Genomic DNA, 24,084 nt, shown 5'->3' with positions numbered 1-24,084 from the left:
AGGCTGTGCGAAAAAGGCGAATAAAATCGAGTATTTTCCTTGGTATCATCGCCGTGGGATTCCTTATATTATTCCTGAGAAGGATTCAGGGTCGAGTTCAACATTGATTTATCTGACTCACCCGCAACCTAATTCTAACAGAGAGTTCACCCTGATTGGGTAAAAAATAGACAAGCCTGGATCGGTCAGTACAGACCGGCTATGATTCAATCGCTTAATCTCGTGCCTTCCATGAACTCGATAGTCCTATCTTGTTTCTCCTCCACATCGAATTCTAATTCTCCAGAAAAATCTTCACTAGTCGAGATAGACGGTGATTCTTCGTCAGGGAATACACCTCCAACACCCAGATAGTCCTTCCCATCCGTCTCTACTGATAGATAAGCACGAAAATTCAGGTCGCTCAATAACGCATCGTCATCCTGATTTTTTAATACTGGTTCGTAAGTAAAGCCAAATGTGTCATATCCAGTTTTAGAATAGGCCAAGGACTTCCAGCCGAAATACGAAGATCGGCGGAGATGTCTTTGACGGTCATATCGGGAGGTAAACCCGTGTAGATAGTTGATTTTGTCACGGAATGCTGTATCTAAGTACCGTGTTGCTTCAGGGGAAACAGGATTCACCTCATCTTCACCACCGATGTCCTCAACGACACTACACGGTAGGGATAGGCCAAACCCGAAAGCTGTCGCACCATAGCTTCCGCTGCATTCGGTTACGCCTTCAGAAGAGGCGGCAAAATCAGTCTGTGGAGTGAGTCGGATGGCGATGAGCGATTGCATTGGCTGATCGAGCAGTCCATTTGTTTCCCTTCGAACTCTCCGTTGAAGGCCGTTATTAGTCAAAACTCGTCTGTAAAGGTTGTAGTCAGATGAATCACAGACACTCTCATCATTCACAGACCAGTTTTCACCCATTGTTGGTGTGTCTGGTGCAGGCGGTGTACACTCCGCAGCGCCGGTTTCAGCGATAGATAGACCAAATCCTGTCCCGGTGACGGTTTTTATAAAAGCACGTCTTCTCATATCAATGAATAAGCCATTTTAAAATATATGTCTTTTGTGGATGGTTATCTAACTCCTACTCATGCTCCATAATTCTGAGGCACATTGATAATTATAGAATCGCTGTTTGGGATTTCTTTGTTCAGCCTTGGAGGAAACTGAGTCTACTGGATCGTCCGGTACAGTCGCAGTCTCGCTGTAACGACTGTTTCAGCCGATTTCTGAATTAAGAACCCGTTTTTCCAACTACCGGTAGGTCCATACCTCGTAGCGACCACGACGCAAGCGCCTCACCGCGGCGTTTCCGTTCCCCACTCCGCCAGCGCGCGGTCCAGCTCTGGGACCTCCGCGGCCTTCGCTTGCAGGTCCTCGCCCGTGACGGTCGCGTCGACGGCCGCGCGCAACGCTGTCGCGCCGGCGTGGGTGCCGTCCGGGTGCCCGTGGACGCCCCCGCCCGCCTGGATGCAGACGTTCGTCCCGAGCGCGTCGACGAGCGGCGGGACCACGCCGGGATGCAGGCCGCCGGAGGCGACGGGGAGGACGTCCTCGAGGCCGTACAGGTCCGAACCGAGCCACTCGTTGATACCGACGGTGTCCTCGTTCGCCATCTTGCCGAGACCCGCGGTGCCCGTGTGGATCTGGTCGACGCCGCAGAGGCGCGCGATCTGCGCGACGACGCGCATCGAGACGCCGTGGTCGGGGTGCCGGTCGAACGCGGAGTGCATCGCGCGATGCGCGTGGATCGCGAGCCCGTGCCGCTCGCAGCGCTCCCGGACCGCCTGGACGGCGGCCCAGCCGGCGGTCACTACGTCGACCATGACGTACTCGCCGCCGGCGTCGGCGACGGCGTCGACGCGGTCGAGCATCTCCCCGGTCTCCGCCGTGACGTTCACGAGGTACGACTTCCGCTCGCCCGTCTCGGCCTCGGCCCGGTCGCGCGCGTCGAGCGCGGCCGTCAGGCGGTCGTGGAAGGGGTTGAACGCCTGATCTGTGAGGTTCTCGTCGTCCTTCAGGAGGTCGAGGCCGCCGGTCCACGCCTCGTAGCCGACCTCGACGTGCTGGTCGGTCGTCAGCCCGACCTTCGGCTTCGGCACGGTCGCGGTGATCGGGCGGTCGGGCGCGTCGAAGATCCCCTCGCGGACCCCGGAACCGAGGCGCGGACCGGGAAACGAGGTCGCGAGCGGTTCGGGCCAGTCGCAGTCGCGGAGGTGGAGCCGGTCGACCGCCTTCATCCCGAGAATGTTGCCGGCGACACAGGAGAGCACCTGCGCCATGTTCCCGCCCTCGAAGAGCGCGTCCGGGTAGGCGACGCTGACCTCGTAGCCCTCGAACTCGCCCGCCGTCGCCGGCTCGATCGCGAAGGCGGTCGCGGAGAGATCCGTGACCGACCCCTCGGCCTCGAGCTCGGCCCAGGTCCCGTTCGAGGACTCGGAGGCGACCCGGCCAGCCGCGTCCACGGCGTCGAGGCCCTCGGCGGGAACCACGAAGAAACGGCAGACCAGCTCCGTCTCCCCGGGCTCGTAGGAGCGGTCGACGAAGTCCGCGTAACTGATCGATCCCATGGCCGACGCCTCGCCCGCCGCGGTAATAAAAGAGCGCGTGGCGGGCGCTGTGAGCGCTGGGAGCGCATGGCGAGCGCTGGGAGCGTGTGGCCGGCGTTCCGCGACCGCGTCGGCACGGTCAGCCTCGACGAGTTCCGACAGGGGTATGCCCACGAGCGACCAACTCCCGTCAATGGATCGCCGCGTCCTCTTCGCGACGCTCGTGTTGGCGCTCGCGGTCGTCCTCGGTGCCGGAACCGTCTTCTTCGCGTTCGTAGAACCCCCGGACACGACCCGGCAGCCGACCGTCGAGTGGGAGTCGGCGTCGGTCGGGACCGTGACCGAGGACGCGTCGCTGGCGACGGTCGCCGTCGAGAACGGCTCCCGGGTCGCCGTCCCGACCGCCGGCGAGGACTGTGGTGTGCGCGTGCTGGACGGCGACGGCGACGGCGCCTGGGCGTGGAACGCGAGCGACTGCTCGGCCGGTGGCGGCGCTGGTAGCGGGACTGCACCCCACCCGGTCGCAGCCGGGACGCTCGGCGGCGACCCTGTAGTGGCTGTCGTCGACGACGACGCGGTTCGGGTCTTCGACGCCGTCTCCGGCGACGAGCGGTTCGTCTACGAGCTCTCCGCGCCCGCAACGGTCGCACCGACCTTCGGCAACGTGGCCGGGGCGAACCAGTCGTCGCTCGTCGCCGTTAGCAGTGCCGGGACCGTCCACGTCGTCGGCGCGGACGGCGAGGCCGTCTGGAGAGCCGACACCGGCGGCGAGGCGCCCCTCGCGCCCGTGACCGGGAACCTGACCGGCGATGCCGCGGCCGAGGCCGTCGTGGGCACGACCGGCGAGGACCCGACGCTCACGGCGTTCGGCGAGGGCGGCGAGGAGCGCTGGTCCCGCTCGCTCGACACCGCGCCGGCCGACCTGAGCGCGCCACGGACGACCGTCGGGCCGACCGTCGTTCTCGCGGACGACGCGGGCAGCGTTCACCGGCTGTCGCCCGCGGACGGGGAGGCAGTCTGGAGCGTCCCGTTGCAGGACGACCCGCTGACAGTCGGCGGCGTCGGGTCGGGCCACGTCCGCGTCGCCGGCGGCGGCAACGTCTGGGCCGTCGGCCTGATCGACGGCAGCATCGTCTGGAAGCAGCAGTTCGGCGGCAACGGCGACGCCCTCCGACCGCTCACCCCCGACGCCACGACGGAGACGGTCGTCGCGACGCGCGGCGGCGAGATATCGGCTATCGACGGGAACGGGAAGGTCGTCTCCAGCGGGAACGTGGACGCGACGGTCGTCGACAACGTGGTCATGGCCGACCGCGGCGGACTCCCGACGGTCCTCCTGCTCACCGAGGACGGACGGGTTATCGCTGTAACGCCGTAGGCAACGGCGTCGTGAACGGCGTCCCGACCGGCGAGGTCGCGACTCGTCGTCCGTTCGAAGCGGGGAGGGTGCACAGAAGGGGCGTTTTTAAGAGTCAGACCGCGGGCGTTCCGCCAGTCCCGTGACGCCTGCGGCCCTATTTCACCGGAAACGTGGTGTGTCGATAGCGGCGATGCTATCGGGGTGTGAACGGCGATTTAAAAGGGAAACCGACCGTTATTCGTCGACGTCCTCGTACACCCAGGTGGATGCGTCGAGGTCGTAGTCGACGAGTTCCTCGTCGTCGAAGAACAGGTCGATTTCGCGTTCGTTGGCGCCGGGGTCCTCGTGGTCCGAGGCGTGGATGACGTTGTGACCGAGGTCCAGCCCGAAGTCACCGCGGATGGTGCCGGGCGCGGATTCGGCCGGGTCCGTCTCGCCGACCATCTTCCGGACCTGGCGGGTGGCGTCGGTGCCTTCCCAGACCATCGCGAAGACCGGGCCGGAGGTGATGAACTCGACGAGCCCCTCGAAGAACGGCTTGCCCTCGTGCTCGCCGTAGTGTTCGTGGGCCAGCTCCTCGTCGATCTGCATGAACTTGCCGGCGACGAGCTGCAGGCCGCGGTCCTCGAAGCGGGAGACGATCTCCCCGATGAGGCCGCGCTGGACGCCGTCCGGCTTGACCATCACGAACGTGCGCTCGTCGCGCTCGCTCATTCTTCGCTCCCCTGGCCGGCTTCGGTCCACTCGAGGTCGCGCGGGTCGCGACCCATGAAGTAGTTCTTCTCCGCCTTCGAATCGACGAAGTGGAGGATCGTCCCGTCCTTCTGGACGAACATCGTGCCCGTGCCGGGCTCGATGTCCTCGCCACTGTAGTCACAGGTGCGTTCTTCGACCATTGTTATTGCCCTCCAATGGAGTCGGCGTCACGCTGGGTCTCCCGCAGCTGGAGCACGTCGCCCACGCGGACGGGACCCAGGACGTTTCGCGTAATGATGCGGCCCTGGTTCGAGCCTTCCTGGATGCGGCATTTGACCTGCATGGCCTCGCCGTGCATCCCGGTCTTGCCGACGACCTCGATGACCTCCGCGGCCTCCGAGTCGCCGGTGCCCTCTTCTGCGCTCATAACGGCTTACCGAAGTTCCTCGACCTTGTCCGCGATGTCCTCGACGTCGTCGCTGGCGTCGCCAGCGTCGACGATCGCGGCAGCGGCCGAGCCGACTTCGAGGCCGGCGGCCTGCCCGACATCGTCCTGGGTCTCGACGAAGACGACCGGAATGCCCTTCTCCTCGGCCAGCTCGGGAAGGTGCATGACGATCTCCTCCGGCGAGACGTCCTCGGCGACGAACACGAGCTCGGCGTTGCCGCGCTCGACGGACTTGGTCGTCTCGTTGGTGCCTTTCTTCACGGTGCCAGTGTCTCGTGCGACCTCGAGCGACTCAAGGGAGCGCTCGGCGAGGTCGGCTGGGGTTTCGTAGTCTACGTAAACTGCCATTGTTTGTCCTCTTCCCTCCGGGGCTCGCGTGACCGCGCCGGTGGTAGATCCCTAACGACGCGGCACATCATCAACCCCTGAAAGGGTGTAGCCAAGAATTGAGGGGACTCGCATATAAGCGCTTTCAATACCAGCCGGTCGTGTGAGCCGTCGACACGCACGCGGGCGGTGGATGCGTCGCCGGCGACGGCGGGTGACTGGCGACCCACTTACCGACGTCCGACATCGACGGCGACCGCGCTCCGAGCTTTTTAACCACGGGTGTACCATTGGGTTCGCTGAATGCCTCGGCTCCTCCACTACTCCGACATCGAGAACGTCTTCGACACGCCGGAGCGGGCCGCACGCCTTGCCGGGCGCATCGCCGCGCTCGACGGCGCCGACGCCGCCGTCGTCGGGTCCGGCGACACGACCGCGCCGGGCGTGCTCTCGCTGGTCGCCCAGGGTCGCCAGACCCTCGACTTCTACGCCTCCACGGAAACGATCCTCGACACCTTCGGGAACCACGAGTTCGACTACGGCGCCGACGCCCTCCGCGAGCTGGTCGCGGAGGCCACCCCGACGTTCGTCTCCGCCAACGTCCGCGACGAGGACGGCGAGCCCTTCGGCCGCGAGCAGGGCGTCGTCCCCCACGAGACCGCCCAGGTCGACGGCGCCACCGTCGGCTTCGTCGGCCTCACCGACCCGGCCACCGACTCGCTGAACCCCATGGCCGGGCCGCTCACGTTCACGGACCCCATCGCCGCCGCCCGCGACGCCATCACCGAGCTCCGCGAGGAGCACGGTGTCGACTACGTCGTCGTCCTCTCACATCTCGGCGCGGGCGACGACGACCTCGCGCGGGCCGTCGACGCCGACGCGATCCTCGGCGGCCACGTCCACAGCCGCCGGAACGAGTACGTCGACGACACGCTCGTCGTTCGTCCCGGCGTCAACGGGCAGGCTATCGCGGAGATCGAGCTCGACGGCCGCCCGACCGCGACGCTCCACGAGCGCGACGGCGCGGAGCCACACGAGGAGCTAAAGACTGCGCTCGAGCAGCGCATGGCGGCGGCCGACCTCGACGAGGGCGTCGCCGAGGTCGACGAGCCCATCGAGCGCACCGGCGACGTCGTCCACGGCGGCGAGTGCCGCGCCGGCAACTTCGTCGCGGACGCGTTCCGCTGGGCGCACGAGGACGAGGCGGACGTCGGCCTCTCGAACGCGGGCGGGCTCCGCTCCGGCGACCCCTTCGAGGGCACCGTCACGAAGGCCGACCTGATCAGCCTCATCCCCTTCGAGGAGCCCGTCGTCCTCGTCGAGGTCACCGGCGAGGAGCTGCGGGCGGTCTTCCGCGAGATGGCCGCGCCGGACGTCGACTTCGGCAAGGAGGACTGGTGGCACGGCCACGTCTCGAACGCGCGCGTCGTCTGGGACGAGGACGCCGAGGAGCTCGTCGAGGCCACCGTCGACGGTGAGCCGATCGACCCCGAGGCGACCTACACCATCGCCACCTCCGAGTACCTGCTCCACTCCGACCACGAGTTCCCGACGCTGGAGGAGCACCACCGGATCGGCGAGGACGGCATCCAGCACGAGGTCCTCTACGACTACGCGCTGGAACACGGCATCGACCCCGAGATCGAGGGCCGGATCCGGATCGTCGGCGACGCCGTCGAGACGGCTGTTAGTGAGTAGGCAGCGATTCTCTTTATAAGAGGCGAGGGTGAGGGCTGGTTCTATTTGTGAGCGTTCGGTCGTCGTCGCCAGCGACACCACTCGGTACCCACTGAAAGCTCCAACAGACGAGTGGTTGCGCTTATAAACGAAGTTGGGTGTCGTCGCTTTCAACACCACTCAGCATACCCAGAAAGCCCCAGCCGCTGAGCGGTCGCGCTTATAAACTGGACTGGGCGCCGTCGCGAGCGACACCACTCGGCACACCTAGAAAGCCCCAGCAGCTGAGCGGTCGCGCTGCTCGCTGCGCTCCTCACCCGGCTCGCTCCCTTCGGTCGCTCGCCGGGATTGCGGTGCTAGCGTCGCAGGGCATCCCGCTCAGCGGCTGCCCCTTTCAGTCCCACCCATCGAGTGGTCACCGGGCGTCGCTCGCGGCGGTTCTTCTGCTGTCGACGTTCGCCGGCTGGCCGGCGTGCGGTGCGGAGCGGTCGGCGCGCGCGAGCAACGCGTGCGAGGGAGGGCGGGGCGCGCCGCGGCGGTGTCCTCGTGAGCGGAGCGAACGAGGGGCCGGAAGTCGCAGCCCGGCAGCCCGCTACTGCAGGCAGCCCGGACCGTCTTCCGAGGCGGTGCCGGCGCGGCCCGGCCGAGGCTGGGGAGGGCTGAGGTATTGCGGGTGCTGTGCGGTGCCGTCGCGGTCGCGGTCGCGGTTGCCGTCCTGGCGGACTGAAAGGGCGACGGCCGCTCTCGTGAGCGCAGCGAACGAGACCATGGAAGTCGCAGCCCGGACCGTCTTCCAGTGGTCGCGCCAACGGGGAGTCGCTGCGCCGACCCCTATCCGCGGCGGGCGGTGTCTTCGCGAGCGCAGCGAGCGAAGGCCAGAAAGTCGCAGCCCGGCAGCCCGCTACTGCAGGCAGCCCGGACCGTCTTTCGCGGCGGAGAGCCGCGGATATCCTGCTTCGCGAGAAATCGAAGATTTCTCGGAGCCCGAAAATCTCCGATTTTCGGGACAGCGACCGCGAGCGGCCGAGGGCTTTCCCGGTGTTTGCGGTGCTGTCGAGAGCAAGTCCGTATCGCCTGTCCAACCTCATTTATAAAGAGCGGCTGAGGCCTTTCCGGCTGTTGTGGTTCAAAGCAAGATCGTATCACCCGCCCGGGTTTGCTTATAAAGAGCGGAGGAGGACTTTCCACCAGTTCTCTCCCGACCGAAACAAAAATTCCGCTAGTCAGACGCCGAACGTCGCACGCAGCATGTCCCGTGTCCCAGGACCAAGCCCGACCGACAGCACGGTGATCAGCATCAGGATCGTGTAGCGCGGCGACTCCTCGAACATCTCCTCCTCGAAGATCCAGACGACGAACGTCGCCGCGGCCAGCTTCACGACCAGGAACGGCCAGGCGGCGCCGAAGTAGTCGACGATGGCGGCGTTGACGGGGTGTTTCGGGACGAGGTTCGCGCCGCCGGTCAGCAGCGGCATGTAGTCGAGGCCGATGACGTTGGCGGCGCCGTCGACCGCGTGGCCCCAGATGACGACGAAGCCGACGAACCGGGTGCCGTAGTTGACCTGCGGCGCGATGTACTCGGCGCCGGCCCACGTGATGAACGCCGTCAGTGTCGCGATAGCGAGCACGGCGACCGTCACCTGCGGGTGGAACTCGACGTACTCGGTGGTCGCCGCAAGGTACCCGAGGTAGCCAAGGGTCGCCGTCAGGAAGGCCGTCCCCATCGCGAACAGCGGGCGCTCGAAGTTCCGCGCGAGCCCGGCCTTCGCGAGCGCGGACGCGAGGAAGATGCAGGCGACGGCGATGAAGAAGACGGTGAAGTAGACGAAGGGGCTGATGATGGCCGCGCTGTACGGGAACGCGATGATCGGCTCCGCGCCGGCGTACGTCGCGCTCACGCTCGCGTCCTCGACGGTCCGGATGGCGCCGCCGAACAGCATGAACGGGATCATCGCGTAGAAGAACCGGCGGGTCTCGCCGATCCGCAGTCGCTTGAGGAGGAGGACGACGCCGAGGATCGTCAACAGGAGCGCGACGATGTACCCGACTTCCGAGACGATCGTGTATCCCGGGTATGCGGTCACTGCGCCGGCGGCTTCCGCCTCGGCGCAGGCGGCCCGCCCGAGGAGGTCGACGCTGCCGTCGGGCCGGCGCACGGCACAGTGGACGCCCTCGCCGTCGGCGACGACGGGGCCCCAGAAGTACTGCCACAGGAAGCGGTCGTACACCAGCCGGGGGAAGGCGAGCGAGCCGGCGACGAGGCCGACCACGAGCGCGGCCACGGTGCCGGCCCACGCCTTCGCCAGCGAGATTCCGAACGTATCCTCGACCCAACTACTCATATCACATGGACGCGGAGGCGGTGAGTTGAGGGTTCCGGTTGTGCCCGTCGGTGTCGTGGGCCGATGGTCGCCGGGGGAATTAGATCGGCAGACCTTCGGACTCGTAGTCCGTTCCGAGGATGATCATCGTCTGCGATCGCGAGAAGCCGTCCATCGTCGCGACGCGTTCGAACATGAGCTCGCGCAGCTCGTCCGTGTTGGGCGCGACCACGCGGAGCATCACGTCCCACTCGCCGGTCGTGAGATGGACCTCCTGGATCTCCTCGATGTTCCGGAGCTTCTCGAGGGTGTCCTCCTCGCGACCCTGCTCGACGCGGAGCCCGACGAGCGCGGAGACGCCGTACCCGACCGCCTTGGCGTTCACCTTGGCGTGGTAGCCTTCGATGACGCCGGCGTCCTCCATGCGACCGACGCGGTCGTGGACCGTCGCGCTCGACATGTCGATCCGGCGGGCGATCTCCGAAAAAGGCGTCCGCGCGTCCTCCTGGAGAATCCGGAGGATCGCACGGTCCGTGTCATCCAGTTCCATGTCCGTGCAACGCCCGGAAAGGACTTTGAACTTGCGAATCGATCAGTTCCGTTTATTCATCGCCTCCACCCGTGAATCTACTTCCGCGGGAGCCGCTTAAGCCCGTGCCAGATGGCGTCGACCATCCGGGCGTCGTCGTCGAGGTCGCTGTCGGCCTCGCTCCAGCCGCGGGCCAGCGCGTCCTCCAGCACCGCCAGGTCGTGGTTCTCGAAGTTGTTGATGCCGCGGAACTCCTCGAGGGCGTCGCGCTCGTCCTCGTCGAAGACGGTCGTCGGCGTCCCGTCGTAGTGACCGAGGTCCGCGAGCACGCCGGTGACGGCCTCGGCCGTCTCCCCGCTGAGTTCCTTCGTCTCCTCGGGCTCCTCGCGGGCGAGCAGCGTCACGTCGTAGAGCTTGAAGACGCGTTCCAGCTCCTGGATCGGGTTCTGGTGGTCGTCGACGCGGACGTCGATCCAGCGGTCGTTCTTCCCGTCGTAGCCGCCCTCGGGCTTGGCGACGTACAGCGCCGCGGACTGTTTCCCGCGGGAGTCGCCCCCGGCGTCCTCGCCGGCGTACAGCGCGGCGAGCAGCTTCTCCGGGAGCGCGCCCTCCCCGCTCTGGAACGAGCCCGCCATCGCCTCCAGCGTCTCCTCGTTCTCGAGGATGTTCCCCTGCACGGTGAAGTTCTCGCCCTGGACGTCGCCGGCGACGTCGAAACACTCGTCGCCGGTGTACGCGGCGACCGAGCCGTCCTGGCCGACGATACCGACCTGGCGCTGCTCGGCCTCGTCGTCCGCCTCGACCAGCTTCTCGACGGCCTCCTCGGCGGTCAGTCCCTTCTGCAGGTGGTCGAGCCCGTCCGGGCCGTAGGCGACGTTCGCGAAGCTCTGGGTCGCAACCGCGCCGGCCTCCGCGTCCGCGAACGGGACGACGGAGCCGACGCTGATGAACTTCGACTGGACGGCGACGCCCACGGCGTCCGTTTCCGGATCGCGTGCAACGATGGAAAACGTCATGTCCGTGGTTGCGTCGGCGTTCCGGATAAGGGTTGACGCCGCGGCCGAACTGTGTGGTTCCACCCCTCGGGTCTCTTTCAAGTGTCACTGTGCTTCCGCATCGGTCAGCTATCGAGGTCGACGACGCGCCCGTTCTGGCTCGGGTGGACAGTCTCGCCGACGACGTACCCCTGTTCGCGTGCGAGGGTAGCGAGGGTTCCCTGTTTTTCCGCGCCGGCGTGGGCGGGGAGGACGTGGGTCGCGTCCAGCAGCGCGAGCATGTCGCGGTGGTCCTGCCGTAACGCGTGCCCGTGAACGTGCACGCCGCCGTCGACGCGAACGCCCCGGTCCCGGAGCGCCCGTTCGAGGGCGTCGCGGCTGGCCCGGTTGATCGGCGTCGGGATCGTCGAGCTCGCGAGGATCACGCGGTCGCGCTCGTCGAGCGCCAGCGGGAGCGTCCGGTCCGCCAGCTCCGTCAGCACCGCGTTCGGTTCGCCCTGGTGGCCGGTGACGACGAAGAGCCACTCCGCGGGGTCGGCCTCGCGGAGGCGCGCCGCGACGTCGCCCTTCTCCCCGTGGACCTCCACGTTTGAGAGGTCGACGAGTCCCAGGTCCCTGGCGGGGTCGGTGTACTGCCGGAGCGACCAGCCGAGGAAGGCCACCCGGCGACGGCCGTCGTTCGCGTCGAGGACGTTCGCCAGGCGGGCGATGTGCGAGGAGAAGGTGCTGAGGACCACGGCCCGGTTCTCGCGGTAGGCCGTGTCGAGGACGTTCCGGAGCTGCGTCGCCGCCTCGCGCTCGCTTCCCGTGCGGCCGGGTTCGTCGACGCGCGTGCAGTCGGCGACGTACGCCGTGATCCCCTCGGCCGCGATCTCGCGGAGCCGTGATTCGTCCGTCGGCCGGCCGAGCGTCGGCGCGGGGTCGAGCTTGAAATCCAGCGAGTAGGCGACCGCGCCGTCCGGCGTGTGCAGCACGGTCAGCGCGGCCCCCGGGATGCTGTGAGTGACGTTGACGAACTCGAGGTCGACGTTCGGGCTCAGCCGCGTTCGACCGCCGAGCTCGAGTTCGCGCACGTCGTTGTGGGCGGCCTCGACGTCTTCCTCGATCAACCGGTCCAGCACGCGGGCGGTGTACGGGGTCGCGTAGATCGGGCAGTCGTATGCGCCGGCCAGCTTGGCCACGCCGAGACAGTGGTCGAGGTGCGCGTGGCCGACGACGATGGCGACGACGTCTTCGCGCCGGGCGAACAGGTCGCCGTCGTCGGGAACGAGCCCCGACGCGATCGCGGTCTCCGTCGAGAGCGTCTCGAACGGCGCGTCCGCCTCGACGACGCGTTCGACGTCCGCGCCAACGTCGCAGATCACGACCTCGCCGTCGACCTCGACGGCGGTCATGTTGGCGTCGACCGACTCGTAGCCGCTGACGGTGTGGATCTTCATCGCGAGCCCTCGATTGCTGGCACTTCACAGGGCTCGTACATGTATCAACTGGCGGAACGCCGATGCTCGTCGGCTCGGGGCGACGTAGGTCGGGACGAAATGGCTCGGGACGGCACAGGTCGGGCGACGTAGGTCGAATCGGCGTGGCTCAGGGCGACCCAGATCGTGACGACGTGGCTCGGGGAAAAGGTACTGCTGTGAGCTACTCCGAGTAGCTCTCGACGGGGTTATCGGGGTCGATCTCGCCGGCGTCGATCTCGGCTTCGATCTCGCGGGCGGCCTGGACCATGTTCTCCATCTTGCCGTAGGCGATCTCACGCGGGAGGAGCTTCAGCCCGCAGTCCGGCGAGATGGTGAGCTTCTCCGGCGGGACGATGCGCAGGCCCTGCAGGATGTTCTGCTTGATCGTCTCCACGGACTGGATCTCCGCGGTGTGGGCGTCGACGGCGCCGAGCGCGAGGTCCGGCTCGAAGTCGGGGTCCTCGAAGACGGGCACCTGCTCGTAGTCGCCGTTGCTCAGTTCGACGTCGAACTCGTCGATCGGGAAGTCGTTGAGCTCGGGGTAGATCCGCGAGTAGTCGCCGTAGCAGACGTGGAGGCCGATGCGGACGTCCTCCGGGATACCGGAGACGATGCGGTCGAGCGCCTCGCCGACGATGGCGTGGTCCTCGGGCGTGGTGGCGAGCGCGGGCTCGTCGATCTGGATGTAGCGCGCGCCGGCGTCGACCAGCTTCTCGATCTCCTCGTTGACCAGGTCCGCGAGGTCGTAGACGAGGTCCTCGGTCGTGTCGTACGCCTCGTTGAACGCCCAGAAGCCGAGCGTGTACGGGCCCGTGATGGGCACCTTGACGGGACGGTCGGCGACCTGGTTGGTGAACTCGTACTCGTCGACGAGCCACGGCTCGTCGTACTCGACGTCGTCGACGACGGAGGGCTTGTCGAAGTAGTTGTGCCCCCACACCTTCACGGGGCCGTTGAACTCGTAGCCGTCGATGCGGTCGGCGAAGAACTCGACCATCTCGTTCCGGCGCACCTCGCCGTCGACGACGGTGTCGAGGCCGGCGCGCTCGTGCTCGTCCGTGATGAGGCGGGCGGCGTCGTCGTGGGCCTCCTCGAGGTCGGCCTCGTCGAACTTCGACTCCACGTCGTCGACGAGCTCGTCGGCGCGGTTGAGCCACTTCGGCTTGGGGTAGGAGCCGACGACGGACGTCAGGAGGAACGTGTCGTTCGGGTGGTCGTCCGGGCGGAACTGTTCGCGATTGGCTTGGGGATTGCGGACCATTACTCGAGCACCTCCGCGCCCTCGGCGAGGGCAGCGAGTTTCTGCTTGTACTTGTTCTCGGGCAGGTAGAACAGCTCGGTGTTCGACGTGAGGTAGGTCTGATCGAACTCCGAGACGGGCACCTGTGCTTCGAACCACTCGACGCGCTCCGCGATCGTCTCCGGCTCCTCGACGAGCGTGTTCTGCCCGTCGACGAGGCCGAGCGCGACGGAGTCGGTCGTGCCGTACTCCTGGACGTTGTAGACGGTGTCCTCGCGGTCGCCCGCGATCAGGTCGAAGCCGACGGCGTCGATGTCGGCGTCGAGGAGGTGGGCGTACACCTTCTCCTCGAAGGCGCCCCAGTAGGAGTGAACGACGACCTCGGCGTCGGTCGCCGCGGCCACCGTGTCGATCGCCTCGCTCGCACGAGCGTCCGCGCCGTCGCCCGGCGGGTTCTCGACGAGCGAGGGCTCCAGCAGGAACAGCGTCTCGTGCTCCGGGAACGCCTCGACCTCGCCCGCGAGGAACTCCGCGACGGCGGCGAGGAACTCGGCGTCGTCGCCGTAGTACTCGTCCGTGGCCAGGTCGGCCAGCGAGTACGGGCCCGGCAGCGTCGCCTGCAGCGGCGCCTCGCCCGCGAGTACGTCGGTCGCGGCCTCCAGCTCGCCCGCGACGTCGCCCGAGAAGGTGAGCTCGTCGACGACCTGGGGGTCGCGATAGAAGTTGTTGTTGTCGTAGTACCGCACGATACCGCCGGTTTCGACACTGTCGTGGATGGTCAGCGGGTGGGCGATGTTGTCGTCCCAGCGCGCCTGGCCTTCGTTGACGCGGTCGAGTCCGGCCCCGAGCTGGTCGTCGACGAGCTCGGTCCGGACCTCGTCGTACGTCTCGACGATCTCCGGTCCCTCGTCGCCGCTCAGCAGGTCACCTTTCTGGTGGCCCTTCAGGTCCGAGAGCTGCTCTTTCGCCCAGTCGGGCAGTGGGAACAGCCCCGGCGTCGTCGCGACACGTTCAGTCATCACCTGCACTTCGATATGCCGACCTTTAATATTTGCTAATGCTGTTTATACACTGTAGTTATCTGGCCAGTTGCCGTCCCCGGATCAGGTTCGTGCGGGCGCACGGACGTACCAGTATCCAACATGCTCTCGGCGTGCCGGGGTCAAGTCGGCGGCGCCGCGGTCAGTCCGCGTGCCGCAGCGCGAGCACGGTCAGCGTCTCGAACGGGAACGATTCCTCGACGACGACCTCGTGGGTGAAACCGGCGTCCTCGATCAGGTCGAGCACCGTCTCGTAGCCCGTCAGCGAGCTCACGAGCAGGAGGGCGACGCCGTCGGTCGCGAGCACGCGCGGGAGGTCCTCGAGGAACGGTTCGATCAGCTCGCGGCCGGTCTCACCGCCCGAGAGCGCCTGCTCCATCCAGTCACCCCACTCGGTGTCCGGCTCGGTCGGGAGATACGGCGGATTGAAACAGATCGTGTCGAACGCGTCGGCGACGAAGGGGTCGAGCAGGCTCCCGCGCACGACGAACAGCCCGCGCTCCCGGGCGGACTCGCAGGCGTGGGGATTCACGTCGCTGGCAACGACCGAGCAGTCCGTCTCGGTGGCGATCTGCTCGGCGACCCAGCCCGACCCGGTCCCGACCTCCAGGACGCGGCCGCGAGCCCGTTCGACGGCGGCCTCCGCGAGCAACCCGGAATCCTCGGCCGGCTGGTAGACCGCGGTTTCCGCGCCACGCTGGTCGGCCAGGTCCGTCACTGCGACTCCTCCTCGTCGGTCTCGGTGGAGGCCTGGTCGTCCGCGGCCATGTCAGCCGATCCCTCCTCCGCCGATTCGCCCTCTGCCGATTCGGGTTCCGACGACGCGCCACCGGCCGCGGTCCGGACGACGGCGACGGACCCCTCTTCGCGCGCGGAGAGCGTCTGCTGCGGGAACGGGATGGTGATGCCCTCCTCCGTGAAGGCCTCGTGGACCCGGTTGATGACGGTCGTCCGCGTCCGCCAGCGCTTCCGCGAGGATGGGTTGTCGATCCAGAAGCGGACGCCCAACACGACGGCGGAGTCCCCGAACCGCTTGCCGATGACGTCCGGCGCCGGCCCCGACAGGACGTTGTCGACGTCCTGGACCACGTCGAGCGCGACGTCGGCGGCGTACTCCGGGTCGTCCTCGTAGTCGACGCCGACCTCGACCTCGATACGGAGCTGGCCGTTCTTCGACCGGTCGACGACGGCGTTGCCGCCGACCTGGTCGTTCGGGATCGTGACGAACTCGCCGTCGAACGTCTGGACCCGGGTGTTCACGATGGTGATCTCCGTCACCGTGCCCTCGTGGTCGCCGATCTCGACCCAGTCGCCGACCTCGAACGGCCGCGAGAACATCAGGACGACCCCCGCGAGCGCGGCGCCGAGCGTCTGCCGGGCCGCCATGCCGACGACGATGCCGAGGAAGCCCGCACCGATGAGGAGCCCGCCGAGGTTCTGCGTGAACAGCCCGATGACAATGAGGAAGGCGACGGAGTAGATCGCCAGCTGGGTCAGTCGGTAGAGCACTTCCTGCTGGTGCCGTGAGACCCGCTCCCGCGATCCGACGACTTTCCGGATGATCTCCCCGACGAAGTCGGTCATCCCGTAGGCGCCACCGAGGATGATGAGGCCGAGGACGATCTTCGGTGCTTCCTTGGTCAGCTCGAGCTGGGTGTGCGCCCGGATCAGTTCCTCGCCGAGCCCCCAGACGAAGATGAGCGCGAGGATGCCGAGTCCGGTGATCGCCGCGATGACCGTCGAGAGGCCCAGCCGCGGGAGCGTACCGAACTCGCCGCTCCATCGCTGCCGGAACCGTCGCACGCCGTAGCGAACGCCGACGACGACGAGAACGATAGCGGTGGTGACGGCGAGCCGCTCCGTCGTGCTCGTGGTGGTTTGCAACAGTTCCAGCATGCGGATCACTCCGGTTCCCCGACGTCCCTGGCCAGTTCGGCCAGCGCCGCGAAGGCGGACGGTTCGAGGTTCCCCGGGCGCTTCGAGAGCAGGTCCTCGTCGGCGGCCTCGACGACCGACTCCGGCTCCGCGAGGCGGGAGATGTGGGCCGTGTTCCGGATCGCGTTCCGAACGGTCTTCCGTCGCTGGGTGAACAGCGCCTTGACGAAGCGGAGGAAGAACTCCTCGTCGGCGACCTCGTAGTCCGGGTCCCGCGGCGTGCAGCGCACGACCGCGCTCTGGACCGCCGGCTGCGGATCGAACGCCTCCTTCGGCACGTGCTCGACGAGCTCGACCTCGGCGTAGTGCTGGGCCGACACGGAGAGCCGCCCGTAGTCGTCCGTGCCCGCGGCCGCGACCATCCGCTCCGCGAACTCCTTCTGGAACATCAACACGAGCGGCTTCTTCTCGGGGAGCAGCCGGAAGGCGATCTCCGAGGAGACGCCGTAGGGGAGGTTCGCCACGCAGGCGGTGAACTCCGGGAGGTCGACCTCCAGCGCGTCGCCCTCGATGATCGAGAGGGCGTCGGCGTTGATCTCGGGGGCGAACTCCTCGCGCAGGAAGGCGGCGAGCTCGCCGTCGCGTTCGATCACCGACAGCGTCGCGTCCGGCCCGCTCTCGGCGACGACCGCAAGCAGGCGGTCGGTGAGCGCCCCGGCGCCGCCGCCGATCTCGAGCAGGTGCGAGGTGTCCGCCTCGTCCGGGAGGTAGCCCGGGATCCGGTCGAGGACGCGGTCGTCGACGAGGAAGTGCTGGTCGAACTCGGGGTTTCCACGGACGCCGGCGCGGCGGATCAGCGCGTCGGGGTCGCGCTCGCCCGTCGGGCGCGCGGTGTCCGCGCCCGTCGCTGAGCCGGAGTCCGACGCCGAACCGGAATCCGGCGCCGCACCGGAGTCCGTCGAATCGTCAGTCATTGGCGGGCATAAGCTACGATTCGGGGTAAAGGTCCCGACTCGGGGTTCCCGGCGGTCGCCGGCGTGGCCGTCGGTCGTGGTTTAAAAGGCCGCTCGGCTCAGTCCTCGGCGACGAACCGGCGGTACTTCAGGTCCTCCTCCTCGATCTCCTCGACGATGCGCTCGACGAGGTCGTCCTTCGGGCTGTGGAGCCCCGAGACGCGCTCCTCGAGCTCCTCGAAGCTCTCGAACGGCTTGCGCTTGCGCTCGTCGAGGATGTTGTTACGGAGCTTCTTCCCGATGCCCGGCAGGAGGTTGAGCTGGTGGAGCCGGAGCGTGATCGGGCCGGCCTCGTTGTAGAAGTCCACGAAGCGTTGCTCGTGGGTGTCGACGATGTCCGCGACGGCGTACTCGATCTCGGTTTCGGCGTTGCGCGTGAGGTCCGCGTAGTCGACCTCCCGGTAGCGGTCGACGGCGGCGCTCTCCTCGCGGGGCGTGAGCTGCACGCGGTCGCTGACCGAGACGTCGGCGTCCTCGGTGAGCGTCAGCTCGAACAGGCGGAACTCCTCCTCCCCGAGGGCGTACGCCACCGGCGACTTCTGATACTCCGGGCGCTCGTCCTCCGGCAGCCCGCGAGGCATCACGTCGAGGAGGACCGCGTACTCGGCCTCCTCGGCGGACTCTTCGCTCGCGTCGTCGACGTCCTCGGCCGCCGCGTCGTTGCCGTCAGCCTCGGCGGCGCGCTGGTCGTCGGTGTCGGCGTTCGCGTCGGTCTCGCCGCTGGCGTCGGGGTCGGTCCCGCCGTCCGGAACCGCGTCGGTGCCCTGGAGATTGGTCATAGCCGTCACTATGTGAAGGTACTACTTAAAAAACCGCCCGCCGCGACGCCGTTTCGGGTGTGAGAACGCGGGGGGCGAGACGAGTGCCGGTGGTCCCCGGCCCGACTACGCGTACTTCGCGACGACATCGAGCACGTCGTCGAGTTCGTCGCTGCTCATCGAGTAGCGTTCCTGGGCGAACACCGAGCGGAGTTCCGTCTTGTCCTCGGGGAGAAGGTCGGTGATCTTGATCGCCGTCGGCTCGTCGATCTTCTCCAGCTCCGTAAGCTCGTTGACGAGTTCGCGGGACTCCTCGGCCTCGAGGACCGCGAACCGCTGGACGTGCTCGACGGCACGGGCGAGCTCGTAACGGAGTTCACGCTCCTCGTCGGCGGCGCGCTCCTCCTCGATCTCGCGGAGGATGCCCTTCGCTTCCGACGTCGTGATGTTCTCCTCGTCGAGCTTCTCCTTGAAGATGGACATCCGTTACTCCTGAGCCTTCATGTGGGCGGCCGTGACGATGAGCGTCTTGTCCTTGCCGCCGTCGTTGATCTGCACCTTGAACGCGTCGCCCTGCTTGCCGACCACGGTTCCGGTGTGGCCGTCGAAGCGCGGGTGGAAGCGCCCGTCGTTGACGCTCGGGTCGATCTTCAGGTGGACGTTCTGTCCTTCGTCGTAGTCCTGAATCGCGCGCTGCGGCGGGGAGGTGCCACGGTCTCGGGGCTTGTTGGAAAGCTTGTCGCGGGTCGTGTTAAGGGGGCCATTGGAACTCGGCATAGTGGTTGCCCCATGGTACCCCCGGAGCGCTTATAAATGGTGCGTTACGGACTCCGGACGGGACCTATTGGCAAAGGACGTGGTCGTCGGGTTCGTCAGTAATTCGAGAGTCGGCGTCAGCGACACCACTCGGTACACTGAGTGAGCCCGCACCGCTGAGCGGTTGCGCTTATAAACAAACTCGTCCATCTTCGTTCGCGACACCACTCAGTATGCCCAGAAAGCCCCAGCCGCTGAGCGGTCGCGCTGCTCGCTGTGCTCCTCACCCGGCTCGCTCCCTTCGGTCGCTCGCCGGGATTGCGGTGCTTGCGTCGCAGTGCGTCCCGCTCAGCGGCTGCCCCTTTCAGTCCCACCCGGGAGTGGTTGGCGGCGCAGCGCTAGCGGCGGTTGGTTCGCTGGCGACGCGTGCCGGCTTTCGGACGAGCGGGGCGGGGCGGCGGCGCGCGCGAGCAACGCGTGCGAGGGAGGCCGGTGGCGCGCCGAGCGGTGCGTGACCGGCGCGCCCCGACCGAGGCTGGGGAGGGTCGAGGAATTGCGGTTGCTGGGCGGTCGCGTCGCCGTCGCGGTTGCGGTCGCTGATGCTGTCCTGGCGGACTGAAAGGGCGATGGCCGGTCGCGGTGTAACGGAGTCGCTGAGTCGACCTCTATCTGAACCGAGCGGTGCTGAGAGGTTCAGATATGTCGCTCAGCGACCGCGAGCGGCCGAGGGCCTTCTGGGCGTTTGCGGTGCTGTCAAGCGCAAGACCGTATCACCTATTTAAACCGACACATAGCGAGCGGCCGAGGGCTTTCTGGGCGTCTGCGATGCCGCCGAGAGCAAGCTCGTGTCAGCCGGACAAAGTTCACACCGCGGTCAAGAACGGCGGCCGCTGCCGCCCGCAGAACCAAAAAGTACGATACAGCAAAAACGAACCCGCTCAGCCCGTGTACGAACTCTCGCCGACGACGTCGACGAACTCCCCGCGGGCGACGCCGGTCGCTTCGTCGTACTCGCGAACGTCGACGGCGACGCGCTTGTCGATGTCGTCAGGGTCGAACTCGGCCACGCGCAGTTCGGTGTCGCCGATGAGGGCGATACCCTCGCCCGTCGCGTCGTCGTACTGGCTGACGAAGACGTTGACCGTCCGACCGGGTTCCAGCGAGGGCGTCGACGTGCGGAACGAGAAGCCGCTGAGATACTTGCTGATGAGGCTCATACGCGAGCCACCTCCTCGCTCTCGCGGTCGACGAGATACTCCCTGCCGAAGCCGGTGATCGCGGCCACGATGAAGACGGCCACGAGCACCCAGCCGTGGAAGACGTACGGCCAGACCTCGACCGGGTTGACGAGCATCGCCTGCGTGAGCCAGTCATACTCGGCCGGGAGCCCGACCATCGCGGAGTAGCCCGCGAGGACGCCGCCGGACCACGGGAAGATGTAGCCGAGCGCGGCAGTCTGGGCGTCGAGGATGTTCGCGCGGCGATAGCCGTTGAGGTTGAACCGCTCGCCGATCTTCGAGATGTACGGGCCGATGGCGATCTCGGCGGCCGTGTTGATCGTGATCGCGGCGTTCACGAGCGCGGCGGAGCCGACCATCGTCAGCTCCGCGTTGCGGACGTTGGTCGCGAGGTTCTCGATCGACCAGTCGAGGATCGCCTGGAACGCGCCGCCCTCGATCATGATCTGGGCGGCGGCGATGATCAGGAGCACGAGGATGGAGAGCGCGAAGAAGCCGGACGCGCCGGCGTAGAGGGACCCGCCCACGCCGACGTTGCCCGTCGCCGGGACGACCTCGACGATCGGGAGACCGCCCAGCAGGTCCGCGGCCGGTGCACCTTCCGGTGCGCGGAACACGAGGATGTCCGCTGCCGAGGAGAGGCCGGTCAGGAGGTTGATCGCGGCGGCGACGACGATCCCCCACGAGATGGCCTCGACGATGTGGCGACCGCGAACGGCCGAGACGATGACGACGCCGACCGAGAGCAGGTGGAGCAGCGCGAGCGGCTCGGCGCCGGCGAGGAACACTTCCCGGGCGTCCCCGGAGATATCGAGCCCCGGCATGATCGAGCCCGCGACGACGTAAGCGGGCAGCGCGACGCCGGCCGCGACGATGGCGTACTTGAACCGCGAGGCGACGACGCCACCGATGTCGGCGTCCTGGGTCACGGCGGAGACGATGGTCGTGTCCGAGACGGGCGCGAGGTTGTCACCGAAGATGGCCCCCGAGAGGATCGACCCGAATAGCAGCACGGGATTCGCGCCGAGCAGCAGCCCGGCGGGGTAAAACAGCGCGACGAAGGCGATGGTCGTCCCGTACCCGGTGCCGATACCGGTCGCGAGCACGGCCGCGAGGATGAACGTCGCCGCGGGGAACAGGCTTGCCCCCACGCCGGCCACGTTGGCGAGCCAGACGAGGCCGCCGACGAACCCGCCGGTCTGGAGGGTAGTCGCGAACATGCCCGCCCAGATCCAGGCGACGATGGCGGTTACCGCCACGGGCTGGGTCATCCCCTCGAAGATGGTGTTTGCGTAAGTACTCCACGTGCCCTTCACGAGGAACATCCCGGCGATCAGCCCGACGAGCATGCCGACGACCAATCCGGTCGTGTCGGCGACGCGTAGCAGGGCCGTCTGCACGACCGCCCAGACGATGAAGAAGGCGATGGGGAACGCACTGGCACCCCGGCCGCCGTAGAACTCCATCTCCGGACCGTCGTCGGTTCCGGCGAACCCGTCCGTCGGGTCGTCCTCGGTGGTTGTGTCACTCATCGGATAGCGGTATTTCTTTCCTGAAGTAAATACCCACGATATTGGCCGCTGTCTGGGTGCCGCGGAAAGTACCCCACTGCAACCTCACGTTCTTGTATATCTCGCGGAGTTAATGAGGACGAATTGGACACGATCCCGTAGGCTTTTCACCTCCCCGATCCTCGGTGGAGACATGAGCGAAACCATCGATGGGGAGTCCGTCGCTGCCGACGTCCGTGCTGACGTCGCCGAGTGCGTCGAGACGCTTCGGGAGGAGGGCGTCGTGCCCGGGCTCGCAACGGTCCTGATGAAGGCCGACCCCGCGAGCGAGACGTACGTCTCGATGAAACAGCGGGACTGCGAGGAGGTCGGCATCGAGGGCATTCACGTCGAGATCGACGCCGACGCGCCGGCGGAGGAGCTGTACGAGACCATCGACGACCTGAACGAGCGCGACGACGTCCACGGGATCCTCGTGCAGATGCCGGTCCCCGACCACGTGAACAAGCGAAAAGTCCTGCGCCGGATCGCCCCGGAGAAGGACGTCGACGGCTTCCACCCGGAGAACGTCGGCCGGCTCGTCGCCGGCGACGCCCGGTTCAAGCCCTGCACCCCCCACGGCATCCAGAAGCTCCTCGCCGCGTACGACGTCGAGACGGCGGGCGCCGACGCCGTCGTCGTCGGCCGCTCCGACATCGTCGGGAAACCGATGGCGAACCTCCTGCTGCAGAAGGCGCCGCAGGGGAACGCGACGGTCACCGTCTGCCACTCCCGCACGGAGAACCTGGCCGAAAAGACCCGCAACGCCGACGTCGTCGTCGCGGCGGCCGGGATCCCGGAGTTCATCGACGGCGACATGATCGCCGAGGGCGCGACCGTCATCGACGTGGGGATCAACCGCGTCGAGGTCGAGGGCGAAGGGGACGAGACGGAACTGGTCGGCGACGTCGACTACGAGTCCGCAAAGGGCGTGGCCGGGAAGATAACGCCCGTCCCGGGCGGCGTCGGCCCGATGACGCGCGCGATGCTGCTGTACAACACGGTCAAGGCCGCCGGCGAGCAGGGCGGCGTGGACGTCGAGCTTCCCTGAGCGCGGTCGGTCCCCCGGCACTCCTGGATACCCTCGGACAGAGTCGCTCAGTGCCGGAACAGGTGGACCACGTCGTCCTCGCGAACGAGACAGAACCGTGCGCCGTCGTTCTCGGGGAACGTCGTCGTCGCGTTCGCCGTGCTGAACAGCCGCGAGAAGGGGTCGCCGCAGGCTGGACAGGCGACCCCGTCCCGATTCTCGAAGAGCTTCGTGTCACCGCCGTCCCGCAGTTGCTTCAGTCGATGGCGATGGTCGTGGACGTCGAACCCGCTCATGGGCGAGCGTCGCCGCGGTCCCTTTTGAATCCACGCCGCCGAGTATCAGCCTTGATTCGGCGAAGGTAGCTCGTTGCCGTCGCCTTCGCCGTCTCCATCGCGGTCCCCGTCGACGCGGACCGCTACAGCTCCAGTCGCTCGACGCGCCCACGGGCGCTGGTCAGCGCGGCCGCGTCGTCCTCGCGGAGGTAGCGCCCGACCTCGTTCGCGGCGGTCACGAGGTCTTCGACCGCCGCCGGGTCGACGTCGCCCTGGAGCGATTCCACGCGCTTGACGCGCTCGCGGAGCGAGCCGAGAACCTCCCGCGCGTCCTCGTCGGGGTGGTCGTCGAGGTACGTGAGCACGTCGTCGCGGTAGTCCGCGACCGCGTTCGCGTACCCCTGCCCTCGCGCGGGCCGCATGTTCGAGGGGACGGCCGCCGGCGCTGGCCGGTCGCCGTCGTCCGCGCCGGACAGGAGCGAAAGGAAGTACTCGCGGTCCGGGTCGGTGGGATCGGCCAGGCGATCGTACACGTCGACCGCGTGGAGCAGCTCGTGGGCCGCGAGCACCGTGTCGTCGAGGGGTTCCAGCTCGCCGCCCTTGATAAAGCCCCGCTTCCGGAGGTAGCTTCGGAGGGTGGTCTTGAGCTCGTCGACGCCCTCCTCCGGGAGGGTGCTCCGGGCCTCGCCGAACCGTGCGCGGTGCTCGGTCAGGTCCAGCGTCGCCGGCGCGTCGGTGTGCTGCTTCCGCTCGTCGACGCCGACGCTGCGGAGGCTGCCACACTCCGGGCACTCGACGCTGCCCGTCTCGTAGTAGGCCCACTGCGTTCCGCAGTTTTTGCACTCGCGTGCGCCGCGGATCTTCATTACCTGCACGTTGGCGGCTCCGACGTGAAAGGCCTATGGTCGACCGCCTCCGCTCGCGACCGGCGCATCCCACTCGGACGGC

At 67.1% G+C, this 24,084-nt stretch carries 25 protein-coding genes; 3 read left to right on the top strand and 22 right to left on the bottom strand.

The annotated features are described in order from the left end of the window. Positions 1-206: 206 nt before the first annotated feature. Positions 207-1,028, bottom strand: coding sequence for a hypothetical protein (locus ACQE3M_RS10430; RefSeq protein ID WP_430505545.1), 822 nt, complete (start codon positions 1,026-1,028; stop codon positions 207-209). A gap of 269 nt (positions 1,029-1,297) precedes the next feature. Continuing rightward, complete coding sequence (gene rbcL, locus ACQE3M_RS10425) at positions 1,298-2,569, bottom strand: type III ribulose-bisphosphate carboxylase (protein ID WP_430505544.1); 1,272 nt, start codon at positions 2,567-2,569, stop codon at positions 1,298-1,300. 172 nt (positions 2,570-2,741) lie between these two features. On the opposite strand from rbcL, the gene ACQE3M_RS10420 reads away from it, so the two are divergent. Next, the gene (locus ACQE3M_RS10420) at positions 2,742-3,926 is read left to right on the top strand and encodes an outer membrane protein assembly factor BamB family protein (RefSeq protein ID WP_430505543.1); all 1,185 of its coding nucleotides are present in this window, start codon (positions 2,742-2,744) and stop codon (positions 3,924-3,926) included. Positions 3,927-4,142: 216 nt separating this feature from the next. Here the strand turns inward: ACQE3M_RS10420 and ndk are convergent, their stop codons facing one another. The 4 genes from ndk to rpl7ae are packed head-to-tail and all read right to left on the bottom strand — an operon-like array spanning position 4,143 to position 5,400. Continuing rightward, the gene (ndk, locus tag ACQE3M_RS10415; protein ID WP_430505542.1) at positions 4,143-4,622 is read right to left on the bottom strand and encodes a nucleoside-diphosphate kinase; all 480 of its coding nucleotides are present in this window, start codon (positions 4,620-4,622) and stop codon (positions 4,143-4,145) included. After that, positions 4,619-4,804, bottom strand: coding sequence for a 50S ribosomal protein L24e (locus ACQE3M_RS10410; protein WP_430505541.1), 186 nt, complete (start codon positions 4,802-4,804; stop codon positions 4,619-4,621). Before ACQE3M_RS10410 ends, ndk begins: the two co-directional genes overlap by 4 nt. A gap of 2 nt (positions 4,805-4,806) precedes the next feature. Then, complete coding sequence (locus ACQE3M_RS10405) at positions 4,807-5,031, bottom strand: 30S ribosomal protein S28e (protein WP_430505540.1); 225 nt, start codon at positions 5,029-5,031, stop codon at positions 4,807-4,809. Between the two features lie 6 nt (positions 5,032-5,037). Further along, a complete protein-coding gene (gene rpl7ae, locus ACQE3M_RS10400) occupies positions 5,038-5,400 on the bottom strand; it encodes a 50S ribosomal protein L7Ae (RefSeq protein ID WP_430505539.1) in 363 nt (120 codons plus the stop codon). A gap of 282 nt (positions 5,401-5,682) precedes the next feature. Between rpl7ae and ACQE3M_RS10395 the strand changes: the two genes are divergently transcribed. After that, a complete protein-coding gene (locus ACQE3M_RS10395; RefSeq protein ID WP_430505538.1) occupies positions 5,683-7,077 on the top strand; it encodes a bifunctional metallophosphatase/5'-nucleotidase in 1,395 nt (464 codons plus the stop codon). A 1,202-nt stretch (positions 7,078-8,279) separates the two neighbouring features. On the opposite strand, the gene ACQE3M_RS10390 is transcribed toward ACQE3M_RS10395, so the two are convergent. The 14 genes from ACQE3M_RS10390 to ACQE3M_RS10325 form a co-directional block, all read right to left on the bottom strand. Further along, positions 8,280-9,398 (bottom strand): DUF63 family protein, encoded by a 1,119-nt coding sequence (locus ACQE3M_RS10390; protein ID WP_430505537.1) that lies wholly within the window; start codon positions 9,396-9,398, stop codon positions 8,280-8,282. Positions 9,399-9,477: 79 nt separating this feature from the next. Beyond that, entirely contained in the window at positions 9,478-9,927 is a 450-nt protein-coding gene (locus ACQE3M_RS10385) for an Lrp/AsnC family transcriptional regulator (RefSeq protein ID WP_430505536.1), read from the bottom strand. 77 nt (positions 9,928-10,004) lie between these two features. After that, positions 10,005-10,922, bottom strand: coding sequence for a DUF1028 domain-containing protein (locus tag ACQE3M_RS10380; RefSeq protein WP_430505535.1), 918 nt, complete (start codon positions 10,920-10,922; stop codon positions 10,005-10,007). 104 nt (positions 10,923-11,026) lie between these two features. Then, positions 11,027-12,340, bottom strand: a complete 1,314-nt coding sequence (locus tag ACQE3M_RS10375; RefSeq protein ID WP_430505534.1) for an MBL fold metallo-hydrolase — start codon at positions 12,338-12,340, stop codon at positions 11,027-11,029. A gap of 202 nt (positions 12,341-12,542) precedes the next feature. Continuing rightward, positions 12,543-13,622 (bottom strand): methionine synthase, encoded by a 1,080-nt coding sequence (locus ACQE3M_RS10370; protein WP_430505533.1) that lies wholly within the window; start codon positions 13,620-13,622, stop codon positions 12,543-12,545. Further along, entirely contained in the window at positions 13,622-14,620 is a 999-nt protein-coding gene (locus tag ACQE3M_RS10365) for a 5-methyltetrahydropteroyltriglutamate--homocysteine methyltransferase (protein WP_430505532.1), read from the bottom strand. Before ACQE3M_RS10365 ends, ACQE3M_RS10370 begins: the two co-directional genes overlap by 1 nt. A gap of 163 nt (positions 14,621-14,783) precedes the next feature. Further along, complete coding sequence (locus ACQE3M_RS10360) at positions 14,784-15,359, bottom strand: HemK2/MTQ2 family protein methyltransferase (RefSeq protein WP_430505531.1); 576 nt, start codon at positions 15,357-15,359, stop codon at positions 14,784-14,786. After that, on the bottom strand, positions 15,356-16,537 hold the full coding sequence (locus tag ACQE3M_RS10355) for a mechanosensitive ion channel family protein (RefSeq protein WP_430505530.1): 1,182 nt from the start codon (positions 16,535-16,537) through the stop codon (positions 15,356-15,358). The genes ACQE3M_RS10360 and ACQE3M_RS10355 overlap by 4 nt, the downstream gene beginning before the upstream one ends. Before the next feature lie 5 nt (positions 16,538-16,542). Further along, positions 16,543-17,490, bottom strand: a complete 948-nt coding sequence (locus tag ACQE3M_RS10350) for a 16S ribosomal RNA methyltransferase A (RefSeq protein ID WP_430505529.1) — start codon at positions 17,488-17,490, stop codon at positions 16,543-16,545. A 98-nt stretch (positions 17,491-17,588) separates the two neighbouring features. Further along, positions 17,589-18,308, bottom strand: coding sequence for a DUF655 domain-containing protein (locus ACQE3M_RS10345; RefSeq protein WP_430505528.1), 720 nt, complete (start codon positions 18,306-18,308; stop codon positions 17,589-17,591). Between the two features lie 105 nt (positions 18,309-18,413). Beyond that, a complete protein-coding gene (locus tag ACQE3M_RS10340; RefSeq protein ID WP_430505527.1) occupies positions 18,414-18,770 on the bottom strand; it encodes an RNA polymerase Rpb4 family protein in 357 nt (118 codons plus the stop codon). Positions 18,771-18,773: 3 nt separating this feature from the next. Further along, complete coding sequence (locus ACQE3M_RS10335; RefSeq protein ID WP_430505526.1) at positions 18,774-19,064, bottom strand: 50S ribosomal protein L21e; 291 nt, start codon at positions 19,062-19,064, stop codon at positions 18,774-18,776. Positions 19,065-19,981: 917 nt separating this feature from the next. Further along, positions 19,982-20,260, bottom strand: a complete 279-nt coding sequence (locus ACQE3M_RS10330; protein ID WP_430505525.1) for a DUF7513 family protein — start codon at positions 20,258-20,260, stop codon at positions 19,982-19,984. Next, the gene (locus ACQE3M_RS10325) at positions 20,257-21,813 is read right to left on the bottom strand and encodes a Na+/H+ antiporter NhaC family protein (RefSeq protein ID WP_430505524.1); all 1,557 of its coding nucleotides are present in this window, start codon (positions 21,811-21,813) and stop codon (positions 20,257-20,259) included. The genes ACQE3M_RS10330 and ACQE3M_RS10325 overlap by 4 nt, the downstream gene beginning before the upstream one ends. Positions 21,814-21,985: 172 nt before the next feature. Between ACQE3M_RS10325 and ACQE3M_RS10320 the strand changes: the two genes are divergently transcribed. Continuing rightward, positions 21,986-22,882 (top strand): tetrahydrofolate dehydrogenase/cyclohydrolase catalytic domain-containing protein, encoded by an 897-nt coding sequence (locus ACQE3M_RS10320; RefSeq protein ID WP_430505523.1) that lies wholly within the window; start codon positions 21,986-21,988, stop codon positions 22,880-22,882. A 47-nt stretch (positions 22,883-22,929) separates the two neighbouring features. On the opposite strand, the gene ACQE3M_RS10315 is transcribed toward ACQE3M_RS10320, so the two are convergent. After that, positions 22,930-23,157 (bottom strand): DUF7385 family protein, encoded by a 228-nt coding sequence (locus tag ACQE3M_RS10315; protein ID WP_430505522.1) that lies wholly within the window; start codon positions 23,155-23,157, stop codon positions 22,930-22,932. A gap of 122 nt (positions 23,158-23,279) precedes the next feature. Beyond that, positions 23,280-24,002 (bottom strand): TFIIB-type zinc ribbon-containing protein, encoded by a 723-nt coding sequence (locus ACQE3M_RS10310; protein WP_430505521.1) that lies wholly within the window; start codon positions 24,000-24,002, stop codon positions 23,280-23,282. Between the last annotated feature and the right edge of the window lie 82 nt (positions 24,003-24,084).

Source organism: Halosubterraneus shenae (assembly GCF_050510935.1).
Lineage (GTDB): Archaea > Halobacteriota > Halobacteria > Halobacteriales > Haloferacaceae > JBDGPU01.
This window is presented reverse-complemented; position numbering and strand designations above follow the sequence as displayed.

Coding starts and splice junctions, on each gene's coding strand:
- ACQE3M_RS10380 (WP_430505535.1), bottom strand. CDS start 10,922: ATGACGTTTTCCATCGTTGCACGCGATCCGGAAACGGACGCCGTGGGC.
- ACQE3M_RS10420 (WP_430505543.1), top strand. CDS start 2,742: ATGGATCGCCGCGTCCTCTTCGCGACGCTCGTGTTGGCGCTCGCGGTC.
- ACQE3M_RS10320 (WP_430505523.1), top strand. CDS start 21,986: ATGAGCGAAACCATCGATGGGGAGTCCGTCGCTGCCGACGTCCGTGCT.
- ACQE3M_RS10365 (WP_430505532.1), bottom strand. CDS start 14,620: ATGACTGAACGTGTCGCGACGACGCCGGGGCTGTTCCCACTGCCCGAC.
- ndk (WP_430505542.1), bottom strand. CDS start 4,622: ATGAGCGAGCGCGACGAGCGCACGTTCGTGATGGTCAAGCCGGACGGC.
- ACQE3M_RS10350 (WP_430505529.1), bottom strand. CDS start 17,490: ATGACTGACGATTCGACGGACTCCGGTGCGGCGCCGGATTCCGGTTCG.
- ACQE3M_RS10370 (WP_430505533.1), bottom strand. CDS start 13,622: ATGGTCCGCAATCCCCAAGCCAATCGCGAACAGTTCCGCCCGGACGAC.
- ACQE3M_RS10325 (WP_430505524.1), bottom strand. CDS start 21,813: ATGAGTGACACAACCACCGAGGACGACCCGACGGACGGGTTCGCCGGA.
- ACQE3M_RS10340 (WP_430505527.1), bottom strand. CDS start 18,770: ATGTCCATCTTCAAGGAGAAGCTCGACGAGGAGAACATCACGACGTCG.
- ACQE3M_RS10410 (WP_430505541.1), bottom strand. CDS start 4,804: ATGGTCGAAGAACGCACCTGTGACTACAGTGGCGAGGACATCGAGCCC.
- ACQE3M_RS10330 (WP_430505525.1), bottom strand. CDS start 20,260: ATGAGCCTCATCAGCAAGTATCTCAGCGGCTTCTCGTTCCGCACGTCG.
- ACQE3M_RS10355 (WP_430505530.1), bottom strand. CDS start 16,537: ATGCTGGAACTGTTGCAAACCACCACGAGCACGACGGAGCGGCTCGCC.
- ACQE3M_RS10395 (WP_430505538.1), top strand. CDS start 5,683: ATGCCTCGGCTCCTCCACTACTCCGACATCGAGAACGTCTTCGACACG.
- ACQE3M_RS10335 (WP_430505526.1), bottom strand. CDS start 19,064: ATGCCGAGTTCCAATGGCCCCCTTAACACGACCCGCGACAAGCTTTCC.
- ACQE3M_RS10375 (WP_430505534.1), bottom strand. CDS start 12,340: ATGAAGATCCACACCGTCAGCGGCTACGAGTCGGTCGACGCCAACATG.
- ACQE3M_RS10315 (WP_430505522.1), bottom strand. CDS start 23,157: ATGAGCGGGTTCGACGTCCACGACCATCGCCATCGACTGAAGCAACTG.
- rbcL (WP_430505544.1), bottom strand. CDS start 2,569: ATGGGATCGATCAGTTACGCGGACTTCGTCGACCGCTCCTACGAGCCC.
- rpl7ae (WP_430505539.1), bottom strand. CDS start 5,400: ATGGCAGTTTACGTAGACTACGAAACCCCAGCCGACCTCGCCGAGCGC.
- ACQE3M_RS10310 (WP_430505521.1), bottom strand. CDS start 24,002: ATGAAGATCCGCGGCGCACGCGAGTGCAAAAACTGCGGAACGCAGTGG.
- ACQE3M_RS10390 (WP_430505537.1), bottom strand. CDS start 9,398: ATGAGTAGTTGGGTCGAGGATACGTTCGGAATCTCGCTGGCGAAGGCG.
- ACQE3M_RS10405 (WP_430505540.1), bottom strand. CDS start 5,031: ATGAGCGCAGAAGAGGGCACCGGCGACTCGGAGGCCGCGGAGGTCATC.
- ACQE3M_RS10430 (WP_430505545.1), bottom strand. CDS start 1,028: ATGAGAAGACGTGCTTTTATAAAAACCGTCACCGGGACAGGATTTGGT.
- ACQE3M_RS10385 (WP_430505536.1), bottom strand. CDS start 9,927: ATGGAACTGGATGACACGGACCGTGCGATCCTCCGGATTCTCCAGGAG.
- ACQE3M_RS10345 (WP_430505528.1), bottom strand. CDS start 18,308: ATGACCAATCTCCAGGGCACCGACGCGGTTCCGGACGGCGGGACCGAC.